The sequence below is a fragment of the Mesorhizobium sp. WSM4849 genome (genome assembly GCF_055811385.1).
In genome coordinates, this window is the sequence record NZ_JBVVPW010000016.1 from 74,097 (window position 1) to 100,187 (window position 26,091).

A 26,091-nucleotide genomic window follows, 5' to 3' on the forward strand; every position below is an offset into this window, starting at 1 on the left:
AGTGGGCCATCGAGGACGAGCAGGCGCGCGCGGGTGAGTTTGTCGAAGAGGCGTGGGAAGCGTCCATCGAGATGGGCGAGCGCAATCCTCCAACAGGGCCACGCGCACATAGAGCACGAAACGATCGCCCTACTGCTTGCCGGCCAAAGGCGCCGGCCAGCCACGACTTGCCGGCTCCGGTCTGGCCGGTGGTGATCAGGTTCCCATGGCCGTCCGGGATCTAGCGCAATCGCTGTCCGCGCTTTCGCCGGTGCCCTGGCTCGCGAGGAGCATCAGGTACGAGAGGCGGCTTGTCCGGTCGGATCGGCTTCCTCTTCGGGAATGTCGTCGAATGACGAGTAGTTCAGATTGTAGAGTTTGGAATAGACCCCGCCCATAGCCATCAGTTTGTCATGGTTGCCGGTCTCAATAACCTGGCCGTTCTGAAGCACGATGATGCGATCGGCACCACGGATTGTGGCGAGACGGTGGGCGATGACAAGCCCGGTGCGGCCTTCCAGGAGTTTTCTGAGAGCTTTCTGGATGAGCATTTCCGTGTAGCTGTCGATGTTGGCGGTGGCCTCGTCAAGAACAAGGATCTTGGCGTCGGCGACGAGAGCGCGGGCGAAACTGACAAGCTGGCGCTGGCCGAGAGAAAGGTTGCCGCCGCGTTCGCCGAGTTGGGTTTCATACCTGTCGGAAAGTCTCATGATGAAGTCGTGGGCGCCGACCACCTTGGCGGCCTCGATCACCTTCTCCCGCGTGGCTTCCGTCTTGTGGTAGCGGATATTCTCAAAAACCGTCCCGGTGAACAGAAACGGCTCCTGCAGCACCATAGCGATCTGAGTGCCGAGCGATTCCTGGGTGAGATCGCGCACATCATGTCCGCCAACCAGCACTTGGCCTTGCTGAACATCATAGAAGCGGTGGACGAGGGCCATCGCGCTCGATTTACCAGAGCCGGTCGGCCCGACCAAGGCGACCGTCTCGCCGGGATTGACCCGGAAAGAGACGTTTTTCAGCACCGGCTGTTTGGGATCGTACCCGAACGTGACGCTCCTGAACTCGACCGAGCCGTCCATTTCGGGCGCAAGGATCTCGGCATCCGGTTTGTCTTGGATCTCGATCCTGACGTCGAGCACATCGGTCAGGCGCTTGCCGGAGGCCATTGCGCGCTGCATGACGGAATATTGCAGAGTAAGTGAGCGAATTGGGTCAAAGAAGCGTTGGATATAGAATATGTAGGCAACCAATACGCCCACATCGACGCGGCCATTCATGATCATGGAGCCGCCGACCACAACGACGACAGCCATGGCGAGGCCGGTGAGGCCATCGACGATCGGGACCATGACCTGTGCATATTTGGCAGCGGTCAGGTGAGTCGTGAGGTCGGCATGTGCCCTGTCGTCATACAACACGAAGTTGACGTACTGGCGGTCCATGGACTGGACGGTTCGGACGCCTTGAATCGCTTCGGCCAATGCGCCGTTGACGACTGAATTGGTCTCTTGTGCAGCCATGAAGGCCTCGCGGGCACGCGGCAGCCACACGATGCGGATAATCAACAGGGCCGGCAAGACCGAGAGCGTCAGAAAGCCGAGGTTGAAGTTGACCGACAGCATTACGAAGATGATGCCGAAGAGAAGCGCAATGTCGCCTATGGAGTAGATCGAGTTTTCGAGAAATTCGTGGATAGAGTTGACGTCGCCCTGAAGGCGAGACATCAGGCGTCCTACCTCGGTCTTGTCCATGAAGGAGAGCGATACCTTCTGCAGATGGGCAAACATGGCGCGGCGGATGTCGAAGAGGACGTTCTCGGCCATTTTCCCTACCACGGTTTCTTGCGCGTAGGCGGCGCCGAAATTAACCAGAATGGCAAGCGCAAACGCGAGGGCGGCCTCAAGAAGGGCGGATGCATCAGCGCCTACCGGAGTTATGGCGTGGTCGATCGCGTAGCGGATGATCAGCGGGATGAGAAGCTGCGTGCCAGTGAAAATCAGCAATGCGGCAAGCGAGACGACCGCCATGGCTCGGTAGGGACGAACGAAGGCCCATATGCGGCGAATGATGTTCTTGTCGAAAGCCCGGCCAAAGATCTCCTCCTCGATGCGATGGGACCCGACGACCGCGCGCGGAGGGCGTCTACCGCTATCATTCGGTTCGATTTCGAGTTCGTTGGCGTGCCGCTTGGCCATCAGGGCGCGCCTCCAAACGTGGTCGCAATGTCATCTCCCGGGCGCAACTGAAGATCATAAAGCGCCTTATAGCGTCCTCGCTTGGCCAAAAGCTCTTGATGGGTGCCGCGTTCCACGATCTCGCCGTTGTCGACAAACAGAATCCGGTCGGCGTGCTTGAGTGAACTCAGCCGGTGGGCGATGATGATCGTCACCCTATCCTTGGCGAAACGCCGTATCGCCGCGCGGATGCGCTGCTCTGTGGCGGCGTCGATCGCGGCCGTTGAGTCGTCGAAAACGACGATTGATGGGCGCAACATCATCGTGCGAGCTATGGTGAGACGCTGACGCTGGCCGCCCGAGAGAGAGGCGCCACGTTCGCCGACGACCGTCTTGTAGCCAGCGGGGAGGCCGAGAATGTAATTGTGCAACTGCGCGGATTCGCTAGCGCGCTCGATCGGGTGTTCCTTCGCCCAGGGGTCGCCATAAGCGATGTTGTTCTCGATCGTGGTTGTGAACAGGAATGCATCCTGCTGTACGACCGAGACCGCCTTGCGAAGCGATGCGAGGGTGACCCCGCGGATGTCCTGCCCGTCAAGCATGATGGTGCCACCAGTGACGTCGTAAAAGCGGGGGATCAGGTGAGCAATTGTCGACTTGCCAGAACCCGGCGGACCCACGATCGCGATCGTCTCGCCCCTACGGGCGCAGAAGGTAATATTCTTTAGAATGACGCGGTTTCCGGTGCCGGGATAGGCAAACGAGACATTGTCGAAGCGCAGAGTGCCTTCACCGATCTCGAGCGGTCTTGCACCGGAAGCATCCCCGATCGTGATGTCCTGGTCGAGCAGACTGAAGAGGCGCGAACCGCAAGTGTAAGCGCGGGCGAAGCCGTTGACCATCAGTCCGATCTGGCGGACGGGCATTTGCAGGATCGTCATGAACGTCAGGAACGTGGTGAGCGTTCCAACGCTGATCTGGCCGGCGATGAGTTTGTCGCAACCGATCCAGAGGACCAACCCCATGGCGACAAAGAAGGCCAGGGTCATAGCCGACGTGTTGGGCACGTACACGTCAACCTGCTCGTGCGCGAGTTCGAGCGCGTTTGTCGAGGCGATGTCGAACTTCGCCATCTCATAAGCCTGTGCCGAAAACGCCCGGACCACGCGGATGCCCGCGAGATTTTCCTCCATCACGCGGCCCAGGACGGAAAGCCGCTCCTGCAGGTCGAGCCAGATGGCGCGTAGCTTAAGCTGGGTGACCGACGATCGCCAGGCTACGAAAGGCACGAAGCTCAGCGCGATCAAACCGAGCACCGGGTCGGTTGAGATCATCATGCAGGCGCCTATCCCGATCAGCATGGTGAGCAGAAAGAACCTAACCAGGGCGGTGGAAAAATACATCCGCACGCCGTCGAGATCGAGGATGCCGAGGGTGATCAGGTCGCCTGAATGCACCCGGTCGTGAAAGGAAAAGCTCAGGCGCTGGACCTTGTCGTAACAAGCAAGCCGCAGTTCGTACGCAACGTGGTGCCCGACGGCTTCGGCAAAGTAGTTTTGCGCCATCGTAAAGAGGCCGCGTAGCGTACTCGCGCCGAGCAGCAGGAGAGCAGGAGTCCAGAGGGCTTGTTCTGCAGCCGTCACCGTGACACCGCCCCCGATGGCTAGTTGGGTCTGGTCGACAGCCCGGCCGAGAAGCTGGGGAATGAGCAACTGCAGGATTACGGCTACCATCGTCGAACCGATAGCTAACGCGACCTGCCACGGGTGCCTCAAATTCATGCGCGTAATGCGCAGTAGCGTGCTCAAGCCCCGGCCCCACCCGGCCGCTTTTACATGCGCGGACGATTTGAGAGAGGTCGTGCCAACAGCATCACTGCCCACCGAGTGCCCCCGACTGAATTTTGCGCCTTCGGAAGCGAGCCGGTAGACTCACATCAAAGACGTCCCTCCAAGTTGATCCTGGCCACCATCGGCTCAAGATGCTGATCTGGCGAGTTGCGCCACGGCTTCGCTCGCTGGCATGTCGATCACCGTAATTCCGCTTGCCGCAAGGAAACGGGCTTCGTTTCTGGTCAGCGTTTGCCCGTCCATTATCGCATAACGGGGGCCTTCTGAGCGCTTCATGATCTGCCTGGCGTAAGTGCGCAGCATCTGATCATTGAAGCGGCAGCCGACGAAAAAAAACCCCCGGTCGACGCGTCGTTCCTTGACCACATCAGGGATAGGCGTCTGGATGTCGATTTCAGTCAGGGCTTCGACATAGTCGGAATCGGCGATGAGGAAATTTGCGGCCGGCCTAATACTGCCATGTGGCGCATAGAGAACCGTCTTTGTCGCTGCTCCAGCCTCGAGTTCCCTTCCCGACAAGTCGTAAGTTCTGGTCCAAATGTCGCCAACTTCGTTCGCCCGCGTGACGCCTTGTATCTCGACGACGTCGGTTCGGCCGACCTCTGCCAGCGCCGCGCGCATGGCGCCTTCGTACCAGCTGTCGATGATGAGGGAGAGCGGGAGTTTTGCGAGCCAGGCGTGGAGGATGCTCGGCGCCGCCGGCCCGGCAAATATATCAGTCATCCAAGCTTGAAGTGTGCGGCGATGCCGGCGCTGTTCAATGAACTGCGCGACCGACCACATATTGGTGCGGATCTTCGAGGGGGCTGGCGCCCGCGTGTTGAGTGCCTCGGCAACGGCTTCGGGGGTACACGGCACAGGCGGCTCAGCAGAGCTGAGCCGGAGGAGACCCGGACCGAGATACGGGATCACCTGATCGGAGACTAACGCTCGTCTGGCCAGCTCAAGCAGCTTTCCGGCAAAACTGTCCCGGACGACGACTAGGTGGCCCGAGGTCGGGATCGTGTTCATGCTCGTTTCCTCTTGACGCCTCTCATTGGCGGGCGGCATCAGTCCCCGTTGGAAAGCTTCCTTGCCTCGACGGTGATCGGCAGACGCGTATGCGGCGGAAGATCGGGAAGGAGGAGCCGCCAGCCGTTCCTGAGCGTTACGACCCCGCCCCACAGGTCCTGGTTCTCGAACTTGATAATCGGCTCCTCGAGATCCTTTTTCGGGACATACGCCGACAACCCGGCCTCGGTCCTGCGGATCATTACTTTCATGCGGCCGTTCCTTTATTGGAGATTTCTTCGGCACTGCAGGGAGCGTCGGCTTTGTCGAGGCTCGTCAATTCACGCGCTCGCATGCCGACGACCGTCCCACGGTCGATCCATTCGACCGCGTAGATGAAGAACTGCTGTAGAAACGTGCCAATGTCGCGCACATAACCCTCTTCGCCCTTGCGCACGAGATTTTCGCCGATCTCCCTGCCAGGATAGGTGCCGTCGTTCTTTATGTGACGAGTGGCACGGACCCGCTCTCCCGGCTGAAATTGGGGAGGTCTGCGGATTTCCACCTCCTGTTCGCGTGCGAGCCGCATGGCGGTTCCTTGGTTCTCTGAGGCTAGTGTCATTGATGAGGCGCGCAGGCGTTCCCCGGGGCAGCCAGTTGTGTGGGTACCCAGTGGACTCAGGCAGGAACGCAGGTCTTCGGCACAGGACACACCGAAGCACATTGCTGCGTGTCGAAAGCTCCCTCGCATTCGGTGCACTTCTGCAGCTCGACCACGTAGCTCTCGCCTTTGAACTTGATCGCACCCGACGGGCATTCGAATTCGCAGGCGCCGCATTGTGTGCATTGGGATGCGATGATCTTGAAAGCCATTTTGATTCCTGATTCGAGTAAATGAGATGTTCAGGCCGTCGCGGCGAGTGCCTGGACGCCGGACTCGGCGGCGTAAATCGAGCTGATTGCCGTTTCGATGTAGTCATGGCCGTAAGCGTCGGTTGCTCGGATACCGGCGGCCGCGAGCTGATCCTTGGGGCAATTTCCAATCTTAACGCAAAGCACGACGTCTATGCCTTCCAGCGCAGCGATGACGCCGTCGAGAGTGGTGTTCTCGCCCCACCCCCCGAGGCAATACTGCTCAACCTTGCGGTGACCGACAAAGTTGATCCCCATCGGCGAGGCTTCATACACCTGGAATTCCTTGGCATGGCCGAAGTGTTCGTTGACGCGGCCGCCGCCCTTAGTTGCCACCGCGACGAGGAGGGACTTGCCGGAGCTCGCAGTCTTGACCATTCCGATCGCTTCGCTCCTAGCCGCGAGGTGATCACGGCGCTCGTCCGCGACCAGCTCCCGATAGGCTTCGCGTTTGCTGGCATCGTAGGTGAGCTCACCGGGGATGTGGCCGAGCGTGAATTCCTGGCCACGATCCTCGCCCAGCAGGCCGACGGCATCTGCCCGGCACTGCCGGCAGTGGCGCATCAACTTGGCGCCGCCTTCAAGACGATCCTGAAGAGCCTTCATCTCCATTGCATTTGGGCCGCGCTGCCCGGTCAATCCGTAGTGCGTGCCGTGCGCCGGGTCCGAAATCAGAGGCATGACGTTGTGCAGAAACGCGCCGCGCTGGTTGACCCACTTATTCACCTCAATCAGGTGCTGGTCATTCACTCCGGGGATCATCACCGAATTGATTTTGGTGAGGATGCCGCGTGCGCTGAGCATCTCCAATCCCAGCATCTGCCGCTCGTGCAGAATTCTGGCGGCTTCTATGCCGCAATAGCGGCGGTGATCGTAAAAAATCCAGGGATAGATTTTTGCGCCGATTTCCGGATCGACCATGTTGATCGTGATCGTCACGTGGTCGACATTCATGTCGGCAAGCTCGTCGACGTGGTCGGGCAGCGCGAGCCCATTCGTAGAGACGCAAAGCTTGACGTCGGGGATTTCCCTGACGACGCGTTCGAACGTCGCCTTCGTCTTCTCCCAGTCGTAGCAGGCATCGCCCGGTCCGGCGATCCCAAGCACGGAAAGCTGCGGCACTTCATTGGCGACCGCGATCACCTTGCGTACTGCCTGATCGGGCGTCAGCTTTTCCGAGACAACCCCGGGCCGGCTTTCGTTGGCGCAATCATATTTGCGATTGCAGTAGTTGCACTGGACATTGCAGGCCGGCGCGACGGCGACGTGCATGCGCGCGAAATAGTGGTGCGCCTCTTCTGAAAAGCACGGGTGATCCTTGATCTTGTCCCAGATGGCCGGGTCCACATCGTCCGGCCTTGTCGACGATCCGCAGGAGGAAGATGCACAGCCACCCGACTTGGCGCTCACCAGCAACTGGTCGGAGACCCTCGCGCCGATCAGGCTCTCAACTGAAATCGCCGGTGCGGCCATTGAACGGCTCCGTTACGGGTTAACGTCGCGGTTCGAAGCGCAAGAGCAATGCCAACTGAAAAGGTGGCGCTAGTTCACGAATTGGCTTTGCGCGTCGGATATCATGGAGTTGCTCCGACATAGCTTTGTCGGACTTCTAACAGGACTATGTTAGAAGGTGAGGAAGACGACCCGGCCGGACATCAGTTCAAGATAGAAATCCCGCGTCGACCGCTCGGCCGTGATCGCCCTCGGCACAACTCCCGACCGGTCTTCCGACGAGGATGTCGGTCTCGGCGACGGCGAGCTCGTCCGCGGTGAAGTTGCCACTGCTCACTTGGGTCTGCATGGTTCCGATTCAGGAGAGTGGGGTGACTCCTTTCTGCGATCGGCAAGACGTCGGCAAGGGCGGGTGATGAAGGGGTGACAGCATCACACACTCGCGCAGCTTTGGCCCGGGCTCCGACACATTTCGCGTAGCTGGCGCAGTGTTCTCGTTCTCCACCTCATGAGAACGCTAGAATTTCTTCACCTCGATCCCGTGTCGGCGCAAAGCATATCCGACCTGTCGCGGCGTAACACCGAGGACACGGGCGGCCTTGGCCTGAACCCAGCCGACCTTCTCCATCGCGCCGATCAGCCGGTCGCGTTCCGTCAGGCGCGGGCCTATTGCAGGGAGAGCGGGATCGTTTGCAGGGTCGGCAGTATGGGGTCGCACGTTATCCTGCGGGGCGCCGAAGCGCCCGGCCGGCATCGGCAATCCGGCGGGCATTATATTGCTTCGAAAGCGCTGGTTGCCGGTATTGCCGCTGTGCGAATGATCAGCTCTTTTCCAGAGGAGCCAAGATAGGCATTGGTTATTGTTGCAGGCAAAATCTGATGGAGCGATTGTCCTTGAACGCGCTAGCGTGGCCGTCCTTTGCACGCAGTTCTCCAATTCGCGGACATTTCCAGGGAAGTAGCATTGCGAGATAAACTCGAGCGCCGACGGCGCAAAGGCGAGTTCGAGATGGTTCTCCTTGTTGAATCGTTCGAGGAAGGCGTTCGCAAGGCGAGGGATATCCCCCGGTCGCTCTCGGAGCGGAGGCAGGATGATTGGCACCACATTGATGCGATAATAAAGGTCGGCCCTGAACTCCCCGCTTACGACAGCCGACTCGAGATCCCTGTTGGTGGCGCATATAAGTCGCACGTCGACCTGCAGCGTCTTGGTACCGCCAACACGCTCCAGTTCGCCTTCCTGCAAGACACGTAACAGCTTGGCTTGGAATGCAGGTGAAATCTCGCCGATTTCGTCGAGTAGCAGCGTTCCCCCGTTTGCCAATTCAAAACGGCCGGCGCGCTGGGAAATTGCCCCTGTGAAGGCGCCTTTTTCATGTCCGAACAGCTCCGACTCCAGAACGCTTTCCGACAGTGCGGCGCAGTTCAACTTGACGAAAGACTTCCTCCGCCGGCGCGAGAGCCTATGTATGGCTTGCGCGAAAAACTCCTTGCCGGTGCCGCTCTCGCCCCTCAGAAGCACGGTGGAATTCGTCCTTGCTACAATGGAGACGGTTTCGAGCACCTGCTTGAGTGCGGGGCTCTCCCCGATGATCCCATCCATCTTGACGGGTGCATGCGGGACGGGGTCGGTCCGGTCCTCATCGGACGAATTCTCCGCTGTCCAGCTCTCATCGACGCGCCGCTCACGATCCCTAGTCAAGCCGCGATGGAGGCGAATAGTGCGGCCTACGAGGTTGGCCACCATCGTCAGGAAGCAGATGTCCTCATCGTAGCGGGACCCGTTTGCGCTGTCTCTTACGATCGACAACGTCCCAAGGATCCTGTCCTCAGCCTTAACCGGGACGCCGATGAAGGCCATTGGGAGGGAATTGACACCACGATCTGCTTGAAGGTCGGCCTGAAACAACTCGGACGTGCTGAGGTCCGCGATGACGAGCCGCGTGCCCGTAGCGACGATTTGATCTATTGCCGCCTTTGGTATGATGGGGGGAGTGCCTGATGGGCCGCTGCCGGCACTCGCGGCGATCTCCTGCTCACCTTCAGAGTCCAGGATAAAGATTGCTCCATGACGCATTTGCACAAACGACGGGAGAGTGTTCGCGACGTTGGCCAGCGTAACCTCCAGCCGGTCGGGAGCCGTCAGCGCCTTCGACACCTCGTAGATTCCCTTGAGCCAGTCATCTGCTTCGAACATCCCATCACTGGCGGGTTTGCGGAAGGTGTCTCGAGGTCCTACTCCGTTGACCCGATCATCCGGCCGTATGTGAGCCATGGAAACACCTCAGCGGTTGTGGTCCAGGGTGCTCCTCCCAAGCGCCTTTTCATCAGTTCAGGAAGTTCACTCGCTCCGCAATTTGGCGAGATGGTGCCGCCAAGATTGCGCTTTGTCGCGAGTTCGGGAGTACACAGGTGCACACCCGCCGACACGGTGCCAAAGCCGATCATCCGAACTTGAAGAGGACGCCGAAGCCACCACGCGGATAATTCCATTCGATCTCGCCGCTGGCCTCGCACAAAACGCGGCAGGTGCCGCACTCCATGCAGCCATCGGCGGTGATTTCAACTTGACCTTTGTCGTTCAACTCATAGCATTTCGCTGGACAGACGCGGGTCAGCGCGAGCAGATTCGCGCTTGGTTGCTTGTGCGGTCGCACCTTTATATGCGGACGGCCGGAGTCCACCAGATAGCGGTTCTGGTAGAGCTTGTCCTCGACACGTAATATCCTCACTGGGTTGGTCATGTGTTGAGTGCCTCACCGCCACGCCAATGCCAGCCGGATCGCGTCGCTGACCAGCCCCAACCGCGAGCGCGCCTTGATGAAGGCGGCCGTGGTAGCCTTTTCCTTTTCAATCTTTGGCGTGCCGTCGACACGCATGAAGTTCTGCGCGGCTTGTGACATTAGCCGCGGGTAGGTCGTGAAGAAATTGCAGGCGTTAGTGTGGAGTAAAGCTGGCATGTCTTTGTATTTCCGCAGGTCTTTGACCACGAAGGATTTATCCAGCATCGTCTTGTAAAGCGCGAGGTTCTGTTTGGTCACAGGATCGTTGCGTCTCTTCAGCTGGATGATAGCCTCAGCCGCGATGCGACCCGAGGTCATGGCGAGGTTAGAACCCTCGCGGTGAACGGTGTTGTTCAATTGCGCGGCATCGCCGACAACGACCCAACCGTCGCCAAAGAGCTGCGGAATAGCCTTGTAGCCACCTTCGGGAATGAGATGAGCCGCGTATTCTTTCACCTCCGAACCGGCGATCAACGGCCGGATCGAAGGATGGTTTTTCAGCGCGTCGAGGAGGCCATATGGGCTCTCCATCTTCGCGGCGAAATCCGAGACGAGGCAGCCGACGCCCAGTGAGACCGATTCCTTGTTCGTGTAGAGGAACCCGAGCCCGGCCATGCCGTGGGATATCGTGCCAACTGCCTCAATCACGCAGCCTTCACTCCCTTTGACCCCGAACCGCTGCTCAATCACCTCTTCGGGCAGGAAATGCATCTCCTTGACTGCGAGCGCCACGGCTTCCGGCTTCAGCATCTTGCGCAGGCCGCCCCGCGTGCCAAGCAGCCCGCAGACACCTTCTGCAAGAACAACTACGTCCGCGTAGATAGCTCCGCCGGCCCGATCCGTGCGGACGCCGATCACCTTGCCCTTGGCGTCACGGACGAGTTCCGTCACCGTCGTTTCGCACAGAACCGTCGCGCCGGCCTCGCGCACCCTGCGCGAAAACCACTTATCAAACTGGGCACGGATGATCGTATAGCGATTGGGCTTTACCTCGTTGAAGTCGTCCGACCGATAGTGAATCCCGGTGTGGGAGGTGTCGTCCATAACCCACAATCGCTGTTCAATCAGATGACGTTCGAGAGGTGCATCATCGCGGAAATCCGGAATGATCTTCTCCAACATGTTCGCATACATGATGGCACCCTGGACATTCTTGGAGCCCGGATATTCACCTCGCTCCAACTGCAGCACCTTCAAGCCGTCGCTTGCCATAGTGTAGGCAGCTGCGTTCCCGGACATGCCGGCGCCGATGACAATGGCGTCGAACTTTTCCTTGATCATCTCCATCTCCCTTAGCTCGCAAGCTTGTCGCGACTGTGCGGTGACAGCCGCCGGGTGAATGCCTCGGTCAGCGCCGGCAGGAAGCGAACGGCATCGGTGACGATCCCGAGGTGAGCGAAATCGAAAATCGGCGCGTTCGGGTCGGTGTTGATGGCCACGATGAGATCGGCTCCCTCAACTCCAACGCGGTGCTGGATGGCGCCGGAAATACCGGCCGCTATGTAAAGCTTCGGCCGGATTGTCTTGCCTGTTTGGCCGATCTGCCGATCGGCCGACATCCAGCCCTTTTGGACCAGCGGCCGCGAACAGCCGAATTCGGCGCCTATCACTCGCGCGAGACTCTTCACAAGCTGCAGGTTCTCCGCTCCGCCGAGACCGAGCCCTCCCGCAACCACCACATCCGCATAGGCGAGATTGGCGATACCCGACTGGCCGTCCGGAAGGAATCCTAGCACCTTGGTGACGATTTCATCCTCGGTTAGCGACAGCTTGTGCGGGATGACACGCCCGATCGCTCTGTCGGCCCGCTGGGGCATCGGCATGACCCTCGGTCGCACCGTCGCCATCTGCGGCCTGTAATTGAGCGTGTAGATCGTGCATAGCAACGAACCGCCAAAAGTCGGGCGAGTCGCGGCGAGCGAGCCGTCAGCATCCACGTCAAGTTCGGTGCAGTCGGCCGTTAGCCCTGTCAGCAAGGTGGTTGCGACGGAACCGGCGAGATCCCTGCCGAGCGTGGTTGCACCGAGAAGCAGGATCTCGGGTTTGTAAGTAGCAACCAGATCTGTCATCGCCTTGGTGAAAGGCTCATTCCGATAGTCGGCGAGCACCGGCGCCTCAACGAAGTAGACGAGGTCGGCGCCATAGGCGAAGGCCTCGGCGACTGCGTTCTGGGTGGCTTCTCCCGGGGGTCCGAGCACAGCGCCCGCGAGCTGGACGCCAAGTTTGTCCGCCAGCTTGCGGCCCTCGCCAAGCAGTTCGAAAGATACCGGGTGGACCTGGCCACGTTCGAGCTCGATGAAAACCCAGACATGCCGATAGTCCCTGAAACGCTCAGGAAGCTCCTTCTTCATCCCGGCACGGCCGGGGGGCTGGCGAGGGGTGTCTGAGTTCGTGCTCGACATATGGTCTGCTCCTTGCCGTCACGCGCCCTCGAAGGCGAGTTCCGGTTCCAGCGCCGGCTGGCGGGTGAAGATTGCACCAATCAGTTCGTCTGCGGTATCGCGCAGCGTCTTTTCGGCGGTCTCAATTTGCTCCGCCTTTTCCGAACGGGCGCTAGGGGCGAAAACGCGTTTGACGACCGTCGGCGAGCCACGCAAGCCGCATTTGGTGAGGTCTTCAATGCCGGCCTCGGCCGCACTCCATTTCACAATCTGGCTGCGCGCGGCGCAAAGCGCGTCTTCGATCGAGCCCCGGCGCATCTCGTTCGTGCCTTCCAGCATGGTGATGAGGCAAGGCAGCCTGCTCTTCAGCTTCTGGGTGCCGCCCTCGCAACGGCGCTCGACCGTGATCTCGCCTGCAGCAAGATCAATGGAGGCGATTTTCGCGACATAGGTGAGTTGAAGGAGATCGAGACGCTTGGCGATGCCGGGCCCGACTTGGGCGGTGTCGCCGTCGATCGTCTGTTTGCCCGTGAAGACCACGTCCGGTGTGCCGAACGTCTCGCCGATCTTCGCGATTGCCTGGGAAAGAGCAAAGGAGGTGGCCAGCGTGTCAGAACCGGCAAAATAGCGGTCGGTCAAAAGCACCGCGCGATCGGCGCCGTAGCCGAGCGCCTTGCGCAGGCAGTCCTCTGCCATGGGTGGACCCATAGTGAGCACTGTGACCTCCCCACCATAAGCGTCGCGTAGCCTGAGTGCTTCTTCCAGGGCGAACAAGTCGTAAGGGTTGATGATGGTCGGCACACCCTGACGCATGATGGTGTTCGTCACCGGATGGACCCGTATCTGTGCCGAGTCCGGCACCTGCTTGATGCTGACGACAATGTGCATTGGCGTTCTCTATGCTGTTATCCCGAGGCGAGCTGGCGGTGCGAGTTCTTGTTTGCATCATTCGTGCCAAGTGTTTTGCGAGCGTCTTTCCTTTTAAATTCCATTGATCATTTCTGAGGCCCCCCGGTTTCGGTGCCCGAATTGTTGGCTTGTCGACATTGTCGCGTCGCAACTATGTAGCGTTTATTCGCCGAACCGCTTCAGGACGGAGTCGAACGGAACGAATGTGCGGCCTGGCGTGTGAGGTTTGTTCGGATTGTGATCTTTGAGCACCTTGAAAACCCGGTGCGTGAGCGGCGAGGAAAGCGCGAACTCCTCGTAGGCGCGTTCCAGCATGGCGCGCATGCGCGCGGCGATCACCTGGTCGGGCAGACCGGAGAAATCTTCCTCGGCAAGGTATTGGCCCACACGCTTGAGGATATGCAGCCGTGAGACATTGAGCACCTTCGGATCATACGAGACGCCAAGGACAGCGAAGAACTCCTCCGCGGACGACAGGCCTTTCAGTCGCGTGAGGATGTTGGTGACGTCGATGGAACTGCTGTCAGCGGAACAACTCATTGCGTTTTCCCTTTGTCGGAAACGGTGGGTTTCTGGTGCGTTGGTCGCACATTCGACATGCAGCCCCGAAAGCCGCGGGCTGATGAACGAATGCGCTGAGCCAGCGCGGCAATCGCCTCGTCGTCACAACTGCCTCCGGTGCCGAGGCCGGACGTAGCGCGCGGTACAACTGGTCGATCTCCATGGAGGCAGCCGGCCCCGCTTGGAAGCGAGCGAGGTGGGCTGACGCAAGGGCCCGCATGGCCCGAGCGGGATGGGCTTGACTGTCTCCGGATTGGCCCTCGACCTGGCGCTCGGCCCCGCCCGAGGTCTCCCGGCCGCCAAGGGGGACAATGCGGTGAGGCCGACTTCGATATCTGCCTCCTGAAGGACAGCCATCGCGGCGGCCACCTCTTCGCGTGCGGCATTGCCCGCGCGCTCGCCGACTCCAAGGACGACCGAGGCATGGCGCGCGCCGGCGCGGAACGCGGCCACCGTGTTGGCGGTAGTGAGGCCGAGATCGTTATGCACATGGAATTCGAGGTCGACGGGAGACTTCGCTGCGAGCGGGGTGACAAGCTCGAAGGTCGAAAGGGGATCGAGGGCGCTGACACTATCGACCAGGCTGACGCGGCTTGCGCCGGCGCGCGCCGCCGTCTTAATAAGGCGGGCGAGATAGTCCTGGGCTGGTATGCGAGCATCCTCAGAGCCCAGGGCGAGGAAAAAGCCGCTGGCGGCCGCGCGCCCGACCATATGCTCGATGAGCCTTAGCGCTCGTTCCCGGACTAGCCCGAGCTTGGTGGCAAGCTGGATATCCGATGCAGGCAACGACAGATTGAGGGCGCGGACGCCGCTCTCGACCGATGCATGGAGATCCCGTGAGGTCATCCGGCGCCATGCCGTGAGCCGCACCGGGACACTCCGTGCGACCACGGCGCAATTGCGTCGATCTCGATCGCAAGCTTTCCGACACCGTCAAGGCAACGCCGGGTGCCTGCTCGCCCTCGTGCAGGGTAATATCCTTGAGAAAGACCCGACTGCTCATGAATGGACGCCGGTTCATCTGCCGCTGAGACCCGGTACGCATTGAAGGCCTTCGGCGCTCCGTATATTCGACCCGGAACTGTGGGCGTCGCGCAGCTTCTCCACAATTGAAGACAAGGCCTCTAGCACCCGGTCCACCTCTTCTTGTCCGTTGTCACGCGCGAAAGAGAAGCGGACCGCGCCATGTGGCATTTTCATCGCCCTCAGGACGTGACTTGGCTCCGCACAGCCCGATGTGCAGGCGGACCCGGAGGAACAGACGATACCCTCGCGGTTGAGGAGATGCAGGATTCCATGGCCTTCAATAGCTTCGAAGGCAATGTTTGCGGTGTTGGGCAAGCGCTCCAGGGGATCGCCGTTGACGAAGCTGTTTGGGACACGCTGGACAAGCCCGTTCTCCAGCCGGTCGCGGAGCCACTTTATCCGCGTGGTCTCGGCATCCATGAATTTCAAGGCGAGTTCGGCGGCCATGCCGAGCCCGACTATGCCGGGCGTGTTTTCGGTGCCCGCGCGCCGGTCGCTCTCTTGGTGACCCCCCTTGATCAGGGACTGGAACGGCACGCCGCGCTTGACGAAAAGTGCGCCGGCCCCTTTTGGTCCATGAAATTTATGGCTGGAGAGCGACAGCATGTCGATGGCGGTTGATTTCAGGTCCATCGGGAGCTTGCCGACTGCCTGCACGGCATCAGTGTGGAAAAGGGCGCCGACTTCCTTGGCCAATTCGGCGAGCTTGGCGACGGGGAAGATCGTACCAGTCTCGTTATTGGCCCACATGATCGAGACGATTGCCACGTTCGGGTTGAGGACGGCCCGGTAAGCGTCGACGTTCAGCCGGCCATGGCGGTCCACCGGGATCCTGTGCACCTTAGCGCGGCGCGTCTCCTCAAGATGAGCGCAGAGGGTCAGCACAGCCGGATGTTCGACAGCGGAAGTCACGATCTCTGTTCGGTCAGGCATCACCTCGAGCGCCGAAAGAATGGCCGCATTGTCGCTTTCCGTTCCACCCGAGGTGAAGGTGATCTCATCGTCGAACTCCGCGCCGATCAGCGCCTGCAACTGACGCCGCGCGTTGCTCAACGCGGCGCCGGCAAGGGCGCCAAAACCGTGCGCCGACGAAGGGTTGCCGAATTGATCCGTAAGCAACGGCAACATCGCTTCAACGACCGCGGGATCGACCCGTGTCGTTGCGTTGTTGTCGAGATAGACAACTTTCATGGGCTATGGTCCTCAATGGATCGAATGACGTGAGGCGCAACCCGGTCGCATCGAGCCTTGCGCATGCCGTTGTTGGCGGAGACGATCCAGAAGCGGTGCAGGTGCCCCCAGATTGGCGCAGATTCGGCCGCCATCGCACCGACAAGCTCACCTCAGGCGCCCTCTCTCCTTCTTCGGCAATCAACTACAGGACTTGCCGCAGGAGCACTTCCCGCTCGCATTCGGATTGTCGAAGACAAAGCCGGAGGTTTCGAGACCCATGACGAAGTCGACGGCCATGCCGGCTACATGCGGCTGGGTGCCGGCGTCTACGAACACCTTGATCCCATCCGTCTCGATGATCGCGTCGCCCTCGCGCGGGACGCTCTCTAGGCCCATCGAGTATTTGAAGCCGGAGCAGCCGCCGGCCTCGACCATGATGCGAAAGCCTTCTGCCGGCTCACTAGCCTTGGAAAGAGCGGTTTTAACGGCGGCAACGGCCTTGTCGGTGAGCGTAATCATCGCTCGTTTCTCCTCAGTGCGTGACGGTCTGGGCATCACCGTGCATGGACCGTGCCAATGGGAAAAACCGTTTCCGGACAGTGCGACATCGCCAACGCGGCCACGATTCTGGTTCGGCTGTTACCGCGAAGGCGTCGGACAATCGACAGGTATTGTCGGATTTGTCGAGACCGCCACAGGGGGATGAGCTCAAGTTCCCTGTGAACTGGCATGTAAGTCGGTTTCCGAGCGCTTCGAGCAGTTGGCACGACTTTTGAGCTCTTTTTTGGCGAGGGCGAAGACGCCCAACCGACAGTATGCGCAACCAGGGGTCAAGACATGCACCAGCGCGAGAAACCTTCGGCGGAGAGAATCCGGCGGGCACGCGAAGACAGCCCAACAATCCGCGACCGCGATCTCGCCGCCCAATTGGGCATTTCGGAAGCGGAGCTTTTCGCGGCACATTGCGGTTTTGGCACGGTGCGCATCGAGCCCCGCGTTAATGATGTGCTAACCGGTCTCGAGGCGGTCGGCGAGGTAATGGCGCTGACCCGCAATGCCAGTGCCGTGCATGAGAAGATAGGCATCTACGATAAGGTGTTCACCGGCAAGCGTCACGCCATGGTGCTCGGCAATGACATTGATTTGCGCATCTTCGCTAACCTGTGGGCGCATGGCTTTGCCGTCGAGACTCGCGATGGCGGGGAGATCCACCGCAGCTTGCAATTCTTTGACGCCGCAGGCGAGGCAGTGCACAAGGTGCATCTGAGGTCGTCCTCCAACCTCTATGCCTATCAAAAACTGACAGACGAGCTCCAATCCTCGAACCAGGAGCCGATCGTGTCGGTTAAGGGGAGGTCAGCCGTAAACGTCGCAAAGATTGCGGACCAAGCCGCTACAGTCGATGACCTGCGGGAGCACTGGAGCCGGCTGACCGACGTGCACCAGTTCTTCGGCATGCTGAAGGCCCTGAACCTCAGCCGCCGCCAGGCGGTGCGCATGGTCGGCCAGGATTACGCCTGGCTGCTCGACAATGCTGCCGTTGGCGCCATGTTCCATCGTGCGGCCGAGGACGAGATGCCGATCATGTGCTTCGTCGGCAATCGTGGCTGCATCCAGATTCATTCCGGCCCTATCAAGTCGGTCAAGCAGATCGGGCCTTGCATCAATGTGCTCGACGAGACTTTCCACCTGCATCTCAGGGCCCACCACATCCGTGAGGTTTGGGCCGTGCGCAAGCCGACCAGGGACGGTCACGTCACGTCACTCGAAGCCTATGGCGCCAATGGCAAGATGATCGTCCAGTTCTTCGGGACGCGCAAGGAAGGCGAACCCGAGCGCCACGACTGGCGGCTACTGGCCGAGAACCTGCCGCGCATTCCCCGTTCAACCGCCGCTTGAGGTGAGGCCGATGCATATCGATTCCCGTTTCGCTCGGCATGCGCCGCTACTCTGGATTTGCTGACCACCGCTTTGCCTGCCGAGGCCAACGAGGGCACAGCTGCCTTTTGCGGCCCGCCGAGGATCACCTCAATCGGAGGCGCCATTCCCGAGGGCCACCGCGCTTGGCGAGGATCGCCATCATTGCTCCCGTTGCGATGAGCCACAACCTGAACTCCGCGGTAAAGCTACTTAATGCAGGCAAATGCGTCAGCTGCCCGGACGGGTGTGTTGTCGGTCAATTGTCCAACATCCCAGATGTACGGCAGCGGGCGGGAGGAATTGCTCGAAGTGAAGTCGATTGGTCCCTCCGTCAAGATTCCAGAGGACGGCCTCCACAAAGGCATCTCGAATGATCCTTCGCCGGCAAGAGCCCTCGGCGTCTCATGCCAAGCTCGAAAAGGTAACGTCCGAGACGGATGCAAAGCTGAACACGCCCCAAAGCAGCCCGCATTATCAAGGAACGCTTAGCGCATCCTGTTCGCGCTCTCGGCTCAGCGCGGCTAGATTCTTGCCAAGAGCAGCAACACAGCAGTCAACGGCCAGGTTGCCGATGCGACCAGTGCGGTCGAGGATTTCTCCGGCTACCAGCAGATACCCCCACGAGGCGATCGCCATCGTCAGGCCGATGTGATCCTGACGCAGAAGAATTGGGGCTGCCGATCTCCGCAGTGAGCTATTTGCGGGCGCTCTGATGGCCTCGGCGCCGGCGGACGTGGGGCCCTCTTCTTGCCATAGGCGCGGCCGATCGCGGCCCCGTCTCCGACTCGCTCAGGCGCTCGACCGCATACAAATCATCTCGCGCAAGAGATCGGGATCCGGAGCCTTCTCCTCGAGCGCGCAGGTTCACCATGCCGTCGGTCATCGATCGTCCTTCGAATTAGTTGGGTCAGCAACCCGACCTTACCGACGAAGTATCGATGACGACCGCAAAGCCGCTCGCTCGCTACAGCGCTCGTGGAGGGCGCGCTCGCGAGCGGCTTCGCTACCGCCGAGCTACTACCCTCTCTCGCAGGTGACCTCGTTCGATACTTAGCCTCTTCACTCGGCTCCTCGCTAGCATTCTTTTCTGCAAAACCTTGTCGTGTCTGGAACAGTCATGAATGTCGAAATTCGTACCAAGGTTAGCCTCAGAAGGGCAGCTACAACGGAGATATGAGCAGCGCCAATGGTGCGCTTATTCGGCACGCAATTTGCTCGACGTTGTCATCGGAGGCGTGTCGGCGGTGCGTCGCGGAGCCCAGCGGTGACGAACAGCCTTGCGATCTCTGTCGAGCGCGTAAACGCCTGAACGCAGGAGAACCAAATGGAGACCAACCCGGTTCCAGATCATGTCCCGCCGGAAATGGTGGGCGACTTCAGCCTCTTTTCGTCGCCAGGCATGGCTCCGGCGCCGAACGGCGACCCGCACGCAGCAGTCGCTTGCGTGCATGCCGGACCGCGAATCTTTTATTCGCCCTGGAACACGCGTACGGGGCAGGGTGCTTGGGTCATCACTCGCGCCGCAGATCAGCGCCGGGTGCTGCAGGAGACCGAAAACTTTTCCAGTCATCGCAACGTCTTCGCATCCGCGCTGGGCGAAGACTGGCCGACGATCCCGCTCGAACTCGATCCCCCTTCCCATGCAGTCTTTCGCTCATTGCTCAATCCGCTCTTTTCGCCGAAGCGTGTAACGGAACTGGAGCCCGCCATCCGCGAGCGAGCGATAACGCTTATCACGAGGATCGCCTCTTCGGGCACAAGCTGCGACGCGATGAAAGATTTCGCCTACCCTTTCGGAGTCAGCATCTTCCTTCGCTTCATCGGACTGCCGGAGCACCGCCTTGAGACGTTTGTTGCCTGGGCGAGAGATCTGCTCCACGGCGATGATGTGAGACGGCCGGCGGCGGCTCGGACGATTGTAGCGTTCATAGACGAGCTGGCGGCGATGCGCCGCAAAAAGCCCGTCGACGATTTCATGAGCTTCATTGTGCAGGCGCAGGTCGAGGGCCGCGGGCTGACAGACCAAGAGGTCCGTGGCATTGGCGTGCTCGTTTTGGTGGCCGGGCTCGACACGGTCGCTACAGCCATAGGCTTTGACTTGGCCTACCTCGCGCGAAACCTGGAAGATCAGGAATTGCTCCGAAAAGAACCGGACCGGATCGTGCGCGCAGCCGAAGAACTGCTGCGCGCCTTTCCGACCGTCCATTTGATCCGCGTGGCACGGAAAGATATCGACTTCGAAGGCGCGCCGATCCGCAAGGGGGACTTTGTTTCCTGCGCCACCATGATTGCAAATCGTGACCCGGCGGAATTCGAATCTCCCAACACGGTCGACCTGACCCGAGAAGGCATCCGCCACGCCTCCTTTGGCTATGGTCCCCACCGTTGCCTTGGCTCACATCTCGCCCGGCGGGAAATTGTCATTGGCCTGGAGGAGTGGCTGGCGCGCCTGCCGCCCTTTCGGATCAAGGAGGGAACAGCACCCATCACCCATGGCGGCCAACTGTTCGGGATTGAAAATCTGATCCTGGAGTGGGGCTAAACCTAGCCCGGCCTGAAGCCGGGGCACAGACGTTGGAGGTCGCCTTGCGCATCATCGTTCACCAAGCCAGATGTCAGGGTCATGCGCAATGCGCGGCGCGAGCGCCGGCAGTCTTCAAGCTGGATGAGGCGGGTTACATCCTCCCCGGTGACATCGAGGTTGCGGACGGGGAGCAACTGCTTGCGTCGGATGGGGTGCGATCCTGCCCCGAACTTGCGCTGGAAATCGACGATCCACCCGCTGCGCGAATCGTTTCGGAGGCCACCCTCAAACCGAAGACAGAGGTCCCGGAACACGTCAGAACCGCCGAATTTGCGACAGACCAGACGGGCCAAGCAAAAATTGTCGAACTGCTCGACCGCGAGGCGATCCGCGACTGCCTCTACCGGTATTGCCGCGGGACAGACCGCGCCGATGAGGCGGTGCTGCGCAGCGCGTACTGGCCCGACGCGCATGACAGCCACGGGGCGTATCGCGGCTCGGCCGAGGGCTTCATTCGGTATGCGCTGGATGTCTTCAAGACCGGACCGCGCAACATCCATCAGATCACGAACATCCTGATCGAATTCATCAACGCGGCGGAGGCCACGGTCGAGAGCTATTTCACCGCGCTGCAACGCGGACCGGACAAAGACGGAGAAGTGCGTCAGATGTTTCTATGCGGGCGCTACTGCGATCTGTTTCAAAAGAGGGCAGGGGAGTGGCGGATTGCCGAACGGACCGTTGTCTATGACTGGCTCGAGGAGCAGATCCCATCGTCGGTGCTGGAGGCAGAACGCTTCGGCCCGCGACAGCCGATTGGAGCACCGTATCCGGACGATCCAATCTATGCGCTCGGGAAGCGTCGCATTGCTTCTCATGACAATGCCTTCACAGCTTCGGAACCGCATCAGTGGGACTACGGACTATGACAACTTTCCAACGCCACCGCGACACCTGCAAGGTAAAGATGGCCGGCAGGGACCCCGCGCCGGCGTGACCGCGACAGCGCTCTGCTCTGAAACCATGAGCGCACCGAGGACGCCGGTCTGCATCGATTTGCTGGAGCTTAGCAGAGCCGCTCATCGGTCCTGAACCGGCCAGATCGTGTTACAGACCCATTCGACCAGGGACAATGCTGCCAGACCGAATTGTGGTGCCATTCCCGCCATCAACAACGCGCTGGGTCATGCGTGGGTTTGAGTTCGCAACGGGTTGTACTTCTTGCGGCTTCTTGGCCGTTCAGATGGCATAACGAACGTCCACCGGCCGCTCATGACCGGACCCTCTAGATGCCTCTGATGAGTAGCGCTTTCGTCACCCTGGACGGCTCCTGACGGGCTGCCCGAATATCTCACCTGCCGAGGGCTTTGCTTGCACGGGGTAATGCCGCTGCTGAAGGGGTCTGCTCAAAACCCAGAGTGAAGTCCTCGCGCTTGCGACGGTAGCGCGGTGACTTCGAAGGCGAGCTCAAGGCGTCGTCATGGCAGTCGACCGGCCGGCCACTGCGTTGCGGTGAGCCCTCGCCGGCGCGTGCCCGAAATCTGACCCATGTGCTCGCGGCAGGGCCGCCGCATCTAAACAACCAGGAGAACGGGAATGTCCGTCCATAAAGACGCATGTGTCGGCGCCCGCCAATGCCCCACCGTCGAGCCGGAGAGGGGGTTTGACGAGCATGTCCTTGCCTGCGTTCTCTCGTGTGCGCTCAAGGAGGTCGAGGCTGGCGAAGCGACAGCGACGGAGTCAACAGGGCTTTCCCTTGCCGAGCTGCGCGAGGTCCTGCCCCGGGGTATGTCCGCAACCGCTATGGCGGCCTTAGCCTTGGAAGACGTCAGCGATCCTGAGCCGGGCATGGAGGAAGAACTTCTGCGCGGCCTTCTTATGGCGCATGCCCGGCCGAGCGACCCGGCGAGCGCGCGCTTCGCTAAGATCGTCGCCCGGCGCGCCATGCGCGATGACCATCTTTGGCAGGATCTAGGTCTTCTCAATCGGGCCGAGCTCAACCGCCTGCTTGCCACGCATTTTCCGATGCTTGCGGCCGGCAATACCCGAAACATGAAATGGAAGAAGTACTTTTACCGCAGACTCTGTGAGGCCGAAGGGTTTTCGCTATGCACTGCGCCCAATTGCCGGGAATGTAGCGACTTCGACGGTTGCTTCGGCCCGGAGGAGGGCGAATGTGAAGAACGCGTCACATTTGATTTAGGGGCCGCTTTTGGTCACGAGGCCTTGAGGCCTTGATCGCCGTCGCGCCACAAGCGCTTTTCCCGGCGGCGCTGTATGGAGGAGGGAATATTCATCGCCTCGCGATACTTGGTGACCGTGCGGCGAGCGAGATCTATGCCGCATTCCTTGAGCCGGTCGGCGATGTCATCGTCAGAAAGCATGTTGTCAAGCGATTCTTCGGCGACCATCGCTTTGATCCGATGGCGGACAGCTTCGGCGGAGTGCGCGTCACCGCCTTCACAGGAGGCGATCGCGACAGTGAAGAAATACTTGAGTTCGAACACGCCGCGTGGGGTAACCATGTACTTGTTCGAGGTCACCCGGCTTACAGTCGACTCATGCATGTTGATCGCGTCAGCGACCGTCCTGAGATTGAGGGGCCGTAGGTGGGCGACGCCATATTCCAGAAAGGCATCCTGCTGGCGCACGATTTCGGTGGCAACCTTAAGGATCGTCTTGGCGCGCTGATCGAGGCTGCGGATCAACCAGTTCGCGTTTTGCAAGCATTCATTGAGAAACGTCATGTCTTTCGATTTTTTGGCGGCTCGGCAGGAAACCTCCGCGACATAGCTTTGGTTGATCAGCACCTTGGGCAGCGTGTTCGGATCAAGTTCGATCTGCCATCCACCTCCTGGCGAGCGCAGGACCCATACGTCCGGTATCACGCATTCCGGCGTTCCCGACTGGAATCTGTTTCCAGGCTTGGGGTCAAGCGCACGGATTTCCTGCAACATGTCGAGAAGATCTTCTTCATCGACGCCGCAACGCTGCTTCAATGTCTGAAAATCGCGTCGCGCAAGCATCTCAAGGTTGGCAACCAAAACCGCCATCGCCGGGTCGAACCGGTTTCGCTCGCGCAACTGTATCTCGAGACATTCGCTGAGCGATCGTGCGAAAATTCCCGGTGGATCGAGGTGCTGCAAGACGCCCAGCACCCGTTCCACATGGGCCAGCCCGACGTTTAGGGTGTCAGCCAAGTCCGAAGGACTTACCCGAAGATAGCCAGTGTCATCCAGATGCCCGGCAAGCTGATGAGCAATCAGCCGCTCGTGCGGTGTGAAGGCGGTGAGGGAGATCTGACGAGCGACATGGTCGTGCAACGTTTCCGCTAAGGCGACAAACTCCTCGTAGGCAGGACGCTCGCCCGGCGTGGTGTTCGTCGTGCTGAGCTGGGATTTCCCTTGCCTGGGCAGGTCCGGGGACCTAGCCCAGTTCGGTCCTTCAACCTCGCCAGACCACCCTTCGTCGTTTGGCGCATGCTCCAGAAGCGGATTTTTCTCGAGCTCCTGGTCCACGAACTGATGCAGTTCGGCATGCGTCAGCTGCAACAGGCGAATCGACTCGATGAGTTGAGGCGATGCCGCAAGAGACTGTTTCTGAAGTAGGCTGAAGGACGATTTCATGGTCGGTTCGGTATTCCTGTCAAAGAAGCTCTTGGCGGTGGCTAATTAGATCTCTCACAGGTCGACGCTTCTAAGCCGCGTCACGTTTGAACGACCTCACGGGCCGCGCGCCTCCAGAGCTTTGCGCTCTGCACACAGTGTCGTCCAAAACGCAGTTGCGCATGGTCGATGTGCACCAGGTCACGCAGCGTCCTTCAATGATTGAAGGACGTTCTGCGGGGATGAGACGCCATAGGGGTCGGTCTCGCAGTTGTCGGAGAAACCTTCCTCCTCAAACCACTGCTCCACCACGCCATTATTAAGCAGAGCCGCGTAGCGCCACGAGCGCATACCGAAGCCCAGATTGTCCTTGGCAACCAGCATGCCCATTTTGCGCGTGAACTCGCCAGACCCGTCCGGGATCAGCTCGACCTTCTGCAGCCCCAAGGACTTTCCCCATGCGTTCATGACAAAGGCATCGTTGACCGAGAGGCAGTAGATCGCGTCAACTCCTTCTTTCTTGAAATCCTCGTAGAGATCTTCGAAATTGGGCAGTTGGTAGGTCGAGCAGGTCGGGGTGAAAGCGCCAGGCAGGGAGAACAGGATGACGCGTTTGCCGGCAAAGTAGTCGTCGGATGTTTTTTCTTCCCAACGGTACGGATTTGGCCCCTGGATTGAATCATCGCGAACACGCGTCAGAAACGTGACGAATGGGACCTTCTTTTGACCGGTCATCAACTTGCTCCTTTTGAAGAAACTGGCGCACTGGATTTTACTGAGGCTATCGGATTGCCGCGCTGGGGTGCTGCCAGGCCAGGGCGCGAGACAATGCCCTACGCGGCTCCCGATTCTTTCCCCCTTCTGGTCTATGGGAACGGCCCGGCTCCAGATGTTCGGATCTCCAAACCGGGCGATGCGCAGTCTTCAGCGAGGACAACCACCGCCGCCTTCGCCGATCGTTTAGAGCTTCGCGTGCCAGCCATGGTTCGGTATCCGCTTTCATCGTGTTCAATGGGCTCTGAGCACGAGCAGCAAGAGACATGCCATTTGCAATGAAGCTGCTTCTGCACTCCCCTTTCGGACGACGTCTTTCGCCACGCGGGATGCGCGCCATAGCCGTCGGTGTGTAGCGCGGATATTTGCGCTTCCGCCGGCTGGCAAACACCACACAGCGCATGCCCATGCCCACGGCGCAGCCGCGGGCACCACCGCAGCGAGGGGGCACAGTGCGCTCCTAGTAGCGGTGTTGGCAGAGGCATGACTGACGCGAACGCACGCCTGTGACAGCAATTCATGGCGGCCGCTCTTCGGCAATCGCCATGATCCCGAGTCGATGAGGATCGAATTTGGCTCGGCCACGATCATGACATGCTTGGCGTTCCAACTGGCTTCGCCGTGCGCGTCCATCGAAACCTCTGTGTCGGAAACGGAACTAGAATTGTCGCAAGGCCGACCGAAACGTCGCCAAGCCGCCGCTGGTTAGCGGGAAGGGGCGCAACGCAAACGGAGCGCCACCCGGGCACGCAAATTGCGGTCGATGATCTTGTCGGTGGGACGTCCGCAATTCGAGCGAGACCCTCGGCTGCGCCCTAACGTCGGCGTGGCAAGAGATGATTTGACGTCTCGCTAGCTCGCGGTTGCTGAACATACGATGCCTGACCTTCAAACGATGATTGAAGAGCAGATTACGCCCTATCTCCCAAGCTCGTCGGCTCCGCCAGTGGGAAGAGTCCATGCCATGAGGCTGTCGGACATAGTTATCCGCGACGGTGAAGCCCTAGCGCTGACACCTTGCAATCTCAGGACATCGACGAGGCTACGCCTCAAGAACGGCACCTGGTCATCCATC

General features: G+C 60.1%; 22 protein-coding genes and 1 pseudogene. 5 read left to right on the plus strand and 18 right to left on the minus strand.

Annotation, left to right across the window (positions count from 1 at the left end):
* Positions 1 to 272: 272 nt before the first annotated feature.
* From AC0L3L_RS19490 to AC0L3L_RS19565, 16 genes are all read right to left on the minus strand, one after another.
* Positions 273 to 2,177, minus strand: coding sequence for an ABC transporter ATP-binding protein (locus tag AC0L3L_RS19490; protein WP_473638774.1), 1,905 nt, complete (start codon positions 2,175 to 2,177; stop codon positions 273 to 275).
* Positions 2,177 to 4,039 (minus strand): ABC transporter ATP-binding protein, encoded by a 1,863-nt coding sequence (locus tag AC0L3L_RS19495; protein ID WP_473638775.1) that lies wholly within the window; start codon positions 4,037 to 4,039, stop codon positions 2,177 to 2,179. The genes AC0L3L_RS19490 and AC0L3L_RS19495 overlap by 1 nt, the downstream gene beginning before the upstream one ends.
* 93 nt (positions 4,040 to 4,132) lie before the next feature.
* A complete protein-coding gene (locus tag AC0L3L_RS19500) occupies positions 4,133 to 5,017 on the minus strand; it encodes an SIR2 family NAD-dependent protein deacylase (protein WP_473638776.1) in 885 nt (294 codons plus the stop codon).
* Between the two features lie 38 nt (positions 5,018 to 5,055).
* Entirely contained in the window at positions 5,056 to 5,268 is a 213-nt protein-coding gene (gene nifT / locus AC0L3L_RS19505) for a putative nitrogen fixation protein NifT (RefSeq protein ID WP_473638777.1), read from the minus strand.
* Positions 5,265 to 5,585, minus strand: a complete 321-nt coding sequence (locus AC0L3L_RS19510) for a nitrogen fixation protein NifZ (protein ID WP_473638778.1) — start codon at positions 5,583 to 5,585, stop codon at positions 5,265 to 5,267. Before AC0L3L_RS19510 ends, nifT begins: the two co-directional genes overlap by 4 nt.
* Before the next feature lie 89 nt (positions 5,586 to 5,674).
* Positions 5,675 to 5,869: a 4Fe-4S dicluster domain-containing protein gene (locus AC0L3L_RS19515; RefSeq protein WP_008878193.1), complete on the minus strand. Its 195-nt coding sequence runs from the start codon at positions 5,867 to 5,869 to the stop codon at positions 5,675 to 5,677.
* Positions 5,870 to 5,899: 30 nt separating this feature from the next.
* Complete coding sequence (gene nifB / locus AC0L3L_RS19520) at positions 5,900 to 7,381, minus strand: nitrogenase cofactor biosynthesis protein NifB (RefSeq protein ID WP_473638779.1); 1,482 nt, start codon at positions 7,379 to 7,381, stop codon at positions 5,900 to 5,902.
* Positions 7,382 to 7,877: 496 nt separating this feature from the next.
* Positions 7,878 to 9,557 carry a nif-specific transcriptional activator NifA gene (gene nifA / locus AC0L3L_RS19525; RefSeq protein ID WP_473638780.1) on the minus strand — a complete coding sequence of 560 codons (1,680 nt, stop codon included), beginning with the start codon at positions 9,555 to 9,557 and terminating at the stop codon, positions 7,878 to 7,880.
* A gap of 247 nt (positions 9,558 to 9,804) precedes the next feature.
* Positions 9,805 to 10,104 (minus strand): ferredoxin family protein, encoded by a 300-nt coding sequence (locus AC0L3L_RS19530; RefSeq protein ID WP_473638781.1) that lies wholly within the window; start codon positions 10,102 to 10,104, stop codon positions 9,805 to 9,807.
* Positions 10,105 to 10,116: 12 nt separating this feature from the next.
* A complete protein-coding gene (locus AC0L3L_RS19535) occupies positions 10,117 to 11,424 on the minus strand; it encodes an FAD-binding protein (RefSeq protein ID WP_473638782.1) in 1,308 nt (435 codons plus the stop codon).
* Between the two features lie 11 nt (positions 11,425 to 11,435).
* Positions 11,436 to 12,545 carry an electron transfer flavoprotein subunit alpha/FixB family protein gene (locus AC0L3L_RS19540; protein WP_473638783.1) on the minus strand — a complete coding sequence of 370 codons (1,110 nt, stop codon included), beginning with the start codon at positions 12,543 to 12,545 and terminating at the stop codon, positions 11,436 to 11,438.
* Positions 12,546 to 12,563: 18 nt separating this feature from the next.
* On the minus strand, positions 12,564 to 13,412 hold the full coding sequence (locus AC0L3L_RS19545) for an electron transfer flavoprotein subunit beta/FixA family protein (RefSeq protein ID WP_473629454.1): 849 nt from the start codon (positions 13,410 to 13,412) through the stop codon (positions 12,564 to 12,566).
* A 183-nt stretch (positions 13,413 to 13,595) separates the two neighbouring features.
* Complete coding sequence (gene nifW / locus AC0L3L_RS19550; RefSeq protein ID WP_473480599.1) at positions 13,596 to 13,973, minus strand: nitrogenase stabilizing/protective protein NifW; 378 nt, start codon at positions 13,971 to 13,973, stop codon at positions 13,596 to 13,598.
* Between the two features lie 123 nt (positions 13,974 to 14,096).
* The gene (locus AC0L3L_RS19555; protein WP_473638784.1) at positions 14,097 to 14,864 is read right to left on the minus strand and encodes a beta/alpha barrel domain-containing protein; all 768 of its coding nucleotides are present in this window, start codon (positions 14,862 to 14,864) and stop codon (positions 14,097 to 14,099) included.
* 147 nt (positions 14,865 to 15,011) lie between these two features.
* Positions 15,012 to 16,211, minus strand: coding sequence for a cysteine desulfurase NifS (gene nifS, locus AC0L3L_RS19560; protein ID WP_473638785.1), 1,200 nt, complete (start codon positions 16,209 to 16,211; stop codon positions 15,012 to 15,014).
* A gap of 180 nt (positions 16,212 to 16,391) precedes the next feature.
* Positions 16,392 to 16,712, minus strand: coding sequence for a HesB/IscA family protein (locus AC0L3L_RS19565; RefSeq protein WP_473488626.1), 321 nt, complete (start codon positions 16,710 to 16,712; stop codon positions 16,392 to 16,394).
* Between the two features lie 318 nt (positions 16,713 to 17,030).
* Between AC0L3L_RS19565 and AC0L3L_RS19570 the strand changes: the two genes are divergently transcribed.
* The 5 genes and pseudogenes from AC0L3L_RS19570 to AC0L3L_RS19590 all read left to right on the plus strand — a co-directional run bounded on the left by AC0L3L_RS19570 (position 17,031) and on the right by AC0L3L_RS19590 (position 22,875).
* On the plus strand, positions 17,031 to 18,092 hold the full coding sequence (locus AC0L3L_RS19570; RefSeq protein ID WP_473638786.1) for a hemin-degrading factor: 1,062 nt from the start codon (positions 17,031 to 17,033) through the stop codon (positions 18,090 to 18,092).
* Between the two features lie 1,345 nt (positions 18,093 to 19,437).
* Positions 19,438 to 20,655: a cytochrome P450 gene (locus AC0L3L_RS19575; protein ID WP_473638787.1), complete on the plus strand. Its 1,218-nt coding sequence runs from the start codon at positions 19,438 to 19,440 to the stop codon at positions 20,653 to 20,655.
* Positions 20,646 to 20,822: pseudogene (locus tag AC0L3L_RS19580) on the plus strand (ferredoxin); the annotation flags it as partial. The gene AC0L3L_RS19575 and the pseudogene AC0L3L_RS19580, both read left to right, overlap by 10 nt.
* A gap of 174 nt (positions 20,823 to 20,996) precedes the next feature.
* On the plus strand, positions 20,997 to 21,566 hold the full coding sequence (locus tag AC0L3L_RS19585) for a nuclear transport factor 2 family protein (protein WP_473638832.1): 570 nt from the start codon (positions 20,997 to 20,999) through the stop codon (positions 21,564 to 21,566).
* A gap of 667 nt (positions 21,567 to 22,233) precedes the next feature.
* Positions 22,234 to 22,875: a nitrogen fixation protein NifQ gene (locus AC0L3L_RS19590; RefSeq protein WP_473638788.1), complete on the plus strand. Its 642-nt coding sequence runs from the start codon at positions 22,234 to 22,236 to the stop codon at positions 22,873 to 22,875.
* Here the strand turns inward: AC0L3L_RS19590 and rpoN are convergent.
* The gene (rpoN, locus tag AC0L3L_RS19595) at positions 22,854 to 24,263 is read right to left on the minus strand and encodes an RNA polymerase factor sigma-54 (protein WP_473480587.1); all 1,410 of its coding nucleotides are present in this window, start codon (positions 24,261 to 24,263) and stop codon (positions 22,854 to 22,856) included. The genes AC0L3L_RS19590 and rpoN overlap by 22 nt on opposite strands.
* 180 nt (positions 24,264 to 24,443) lie before the next feature.
* Positions 24,444 to 24,977 carry a peroxiredoxin gene (locus AC0L3L_RS19600; protein WP_065010713.1) on the minus strand — a complete coding sequence of 178 codons (534 nt, stop codon included), beginning with the start codon at positions 24,975 to 24,977 and terminating at the stop codon, positions 24,444 to 24,446.
* Positions 24,978 to 26,091: the final 1,114 nt, after the last annotated feature.

Coding starts and splice junctions, on each gene's coding strand:
- AC0L3L_RS19490 (WP_473638774.1), bottom strand. CDS start 2,177: ATGGCCAAGCGGCACGCCAACGAACTCGAAATCGAACCGAATGATAGC.
- AC0L3L_RS19500 (WP_473638776.1), bottom strand. CDS start 5,017: ATGAACACGATCCCGACCTCGGGCCACCTAGTCGTCGTCCGGGACAGT.
- nifT (WP_473638777.1), bottom strand. CDS start 5,268: ATGAAAGTAATGATCCGCAGGACCGAGGCCGGGTTGTCGGCGTATGTC.
- AC0L3L_RS19510 (WP_473638778.1), bottom strand. CDS start 5,585: ATGCGGCTCGCACGCGAACAGGAGGTGGAAATCCGCAGACCTCCCCAA.
- AC0L3L_RS19515 (WP_008878193.1), bottom strand. CDS start 5,869: ATGGCTTTCAAGATCATCGCATCCCAATGCACACAATGCGGCGCCTGC.
- nifB (WP_473638779.1), bottom strand. CDS start 7,381: ATGGCCGCACCGGCGATTTCAGTTGAGAGCCTGATCGGCGCGAGGGTC.
- nifA (WP_473638780.1), bottom strand. CDS start 9,557: ATGTTCGAAGCAGATGACTGGCTCAAGGGAATCTACGAGGTGTCGAAG.
- AC0L3L_RS19530 (WP_473638781.1), bottom strand. CDS start 10,104: ATGACCAACCCAGTGAGGATATTACGTGTCGAGGACAAGCTCTACCAG.
- AC0L3L_RS19535 (WP_473638782.1), bottom strand. CDS start 11,424: ATGATCAAGGAAAAGTTCGACGCCATTGTCATCGGCGCCGGCATGTCC.
- AC0L3L_RS19540 (WP_473638783.1), bottom strand. CDS start 12,545: ATGTCGAGCACGAACTCAGACACCCCTCGCCAGCCCCCCGGCCGTGCC.
- AC0L3L_RS19545 (WP_473629454.1), bottom strand. CDS start 13,412: ATGCACATTGTCGTCAGCATCAAGCAGGTGCCGGACTCGGCACAGATA.
- nifW (WP_473480599.1), bottom strand. CDS start 13,973: ATGAGTTGTTCCGCTGACAGCAGTTCCATCGACGTCACCAACATCCTC.
- nifS (WP_473638785.1), bottom strand. CDS start 16,211: ATGAAAGTTGTCTATCTCGACAACAACGCAACGACACGGGTCGATCCC.
- AC0L3L_RS19565 (WP_473488626.1), bottom strand. CDS start 16,712: ATGATTACGCTCACCGACAAGGCCGTTGCCGCCGTTAAAACCGCTCTT.
- AC0L3L_RS19570 (WP_473638786.1), top strand. CDS start 17,031: ATGCACCAGCGCGAGAAACCTTCGGCGGAGAGAATCCGGCGGGCACGC.
- AC0L3L_RS19575 (WP_473638787.1), top strand. CDS start 19,438: ATGGAGACCAACCCGGTTCCAGATCATGTCCCGCCGGAAATGGTGGGC.
- AC0L3L_RS19590 (WP_473638788.1), top strand. CDS start 22,234: ATGTCCGTCCATAAAGACGCATGTGTCGGCGCCCGCCAATGCCCCACC.
- rpoN (WP_473480587.1), bottom strand. CDS start 24,263: ATGAAATCGTCCTTCAGCCTACTTCAGAAACAGTCTCTTGCGGCATCG.
- AC0L3L_RS19600 (WP_065010713.1), bottom strand. CDS start 24,977: ATGACCGGTCAAAAGAAGGTCCCATTCGTCACGTTTCTGACGCGTGTT.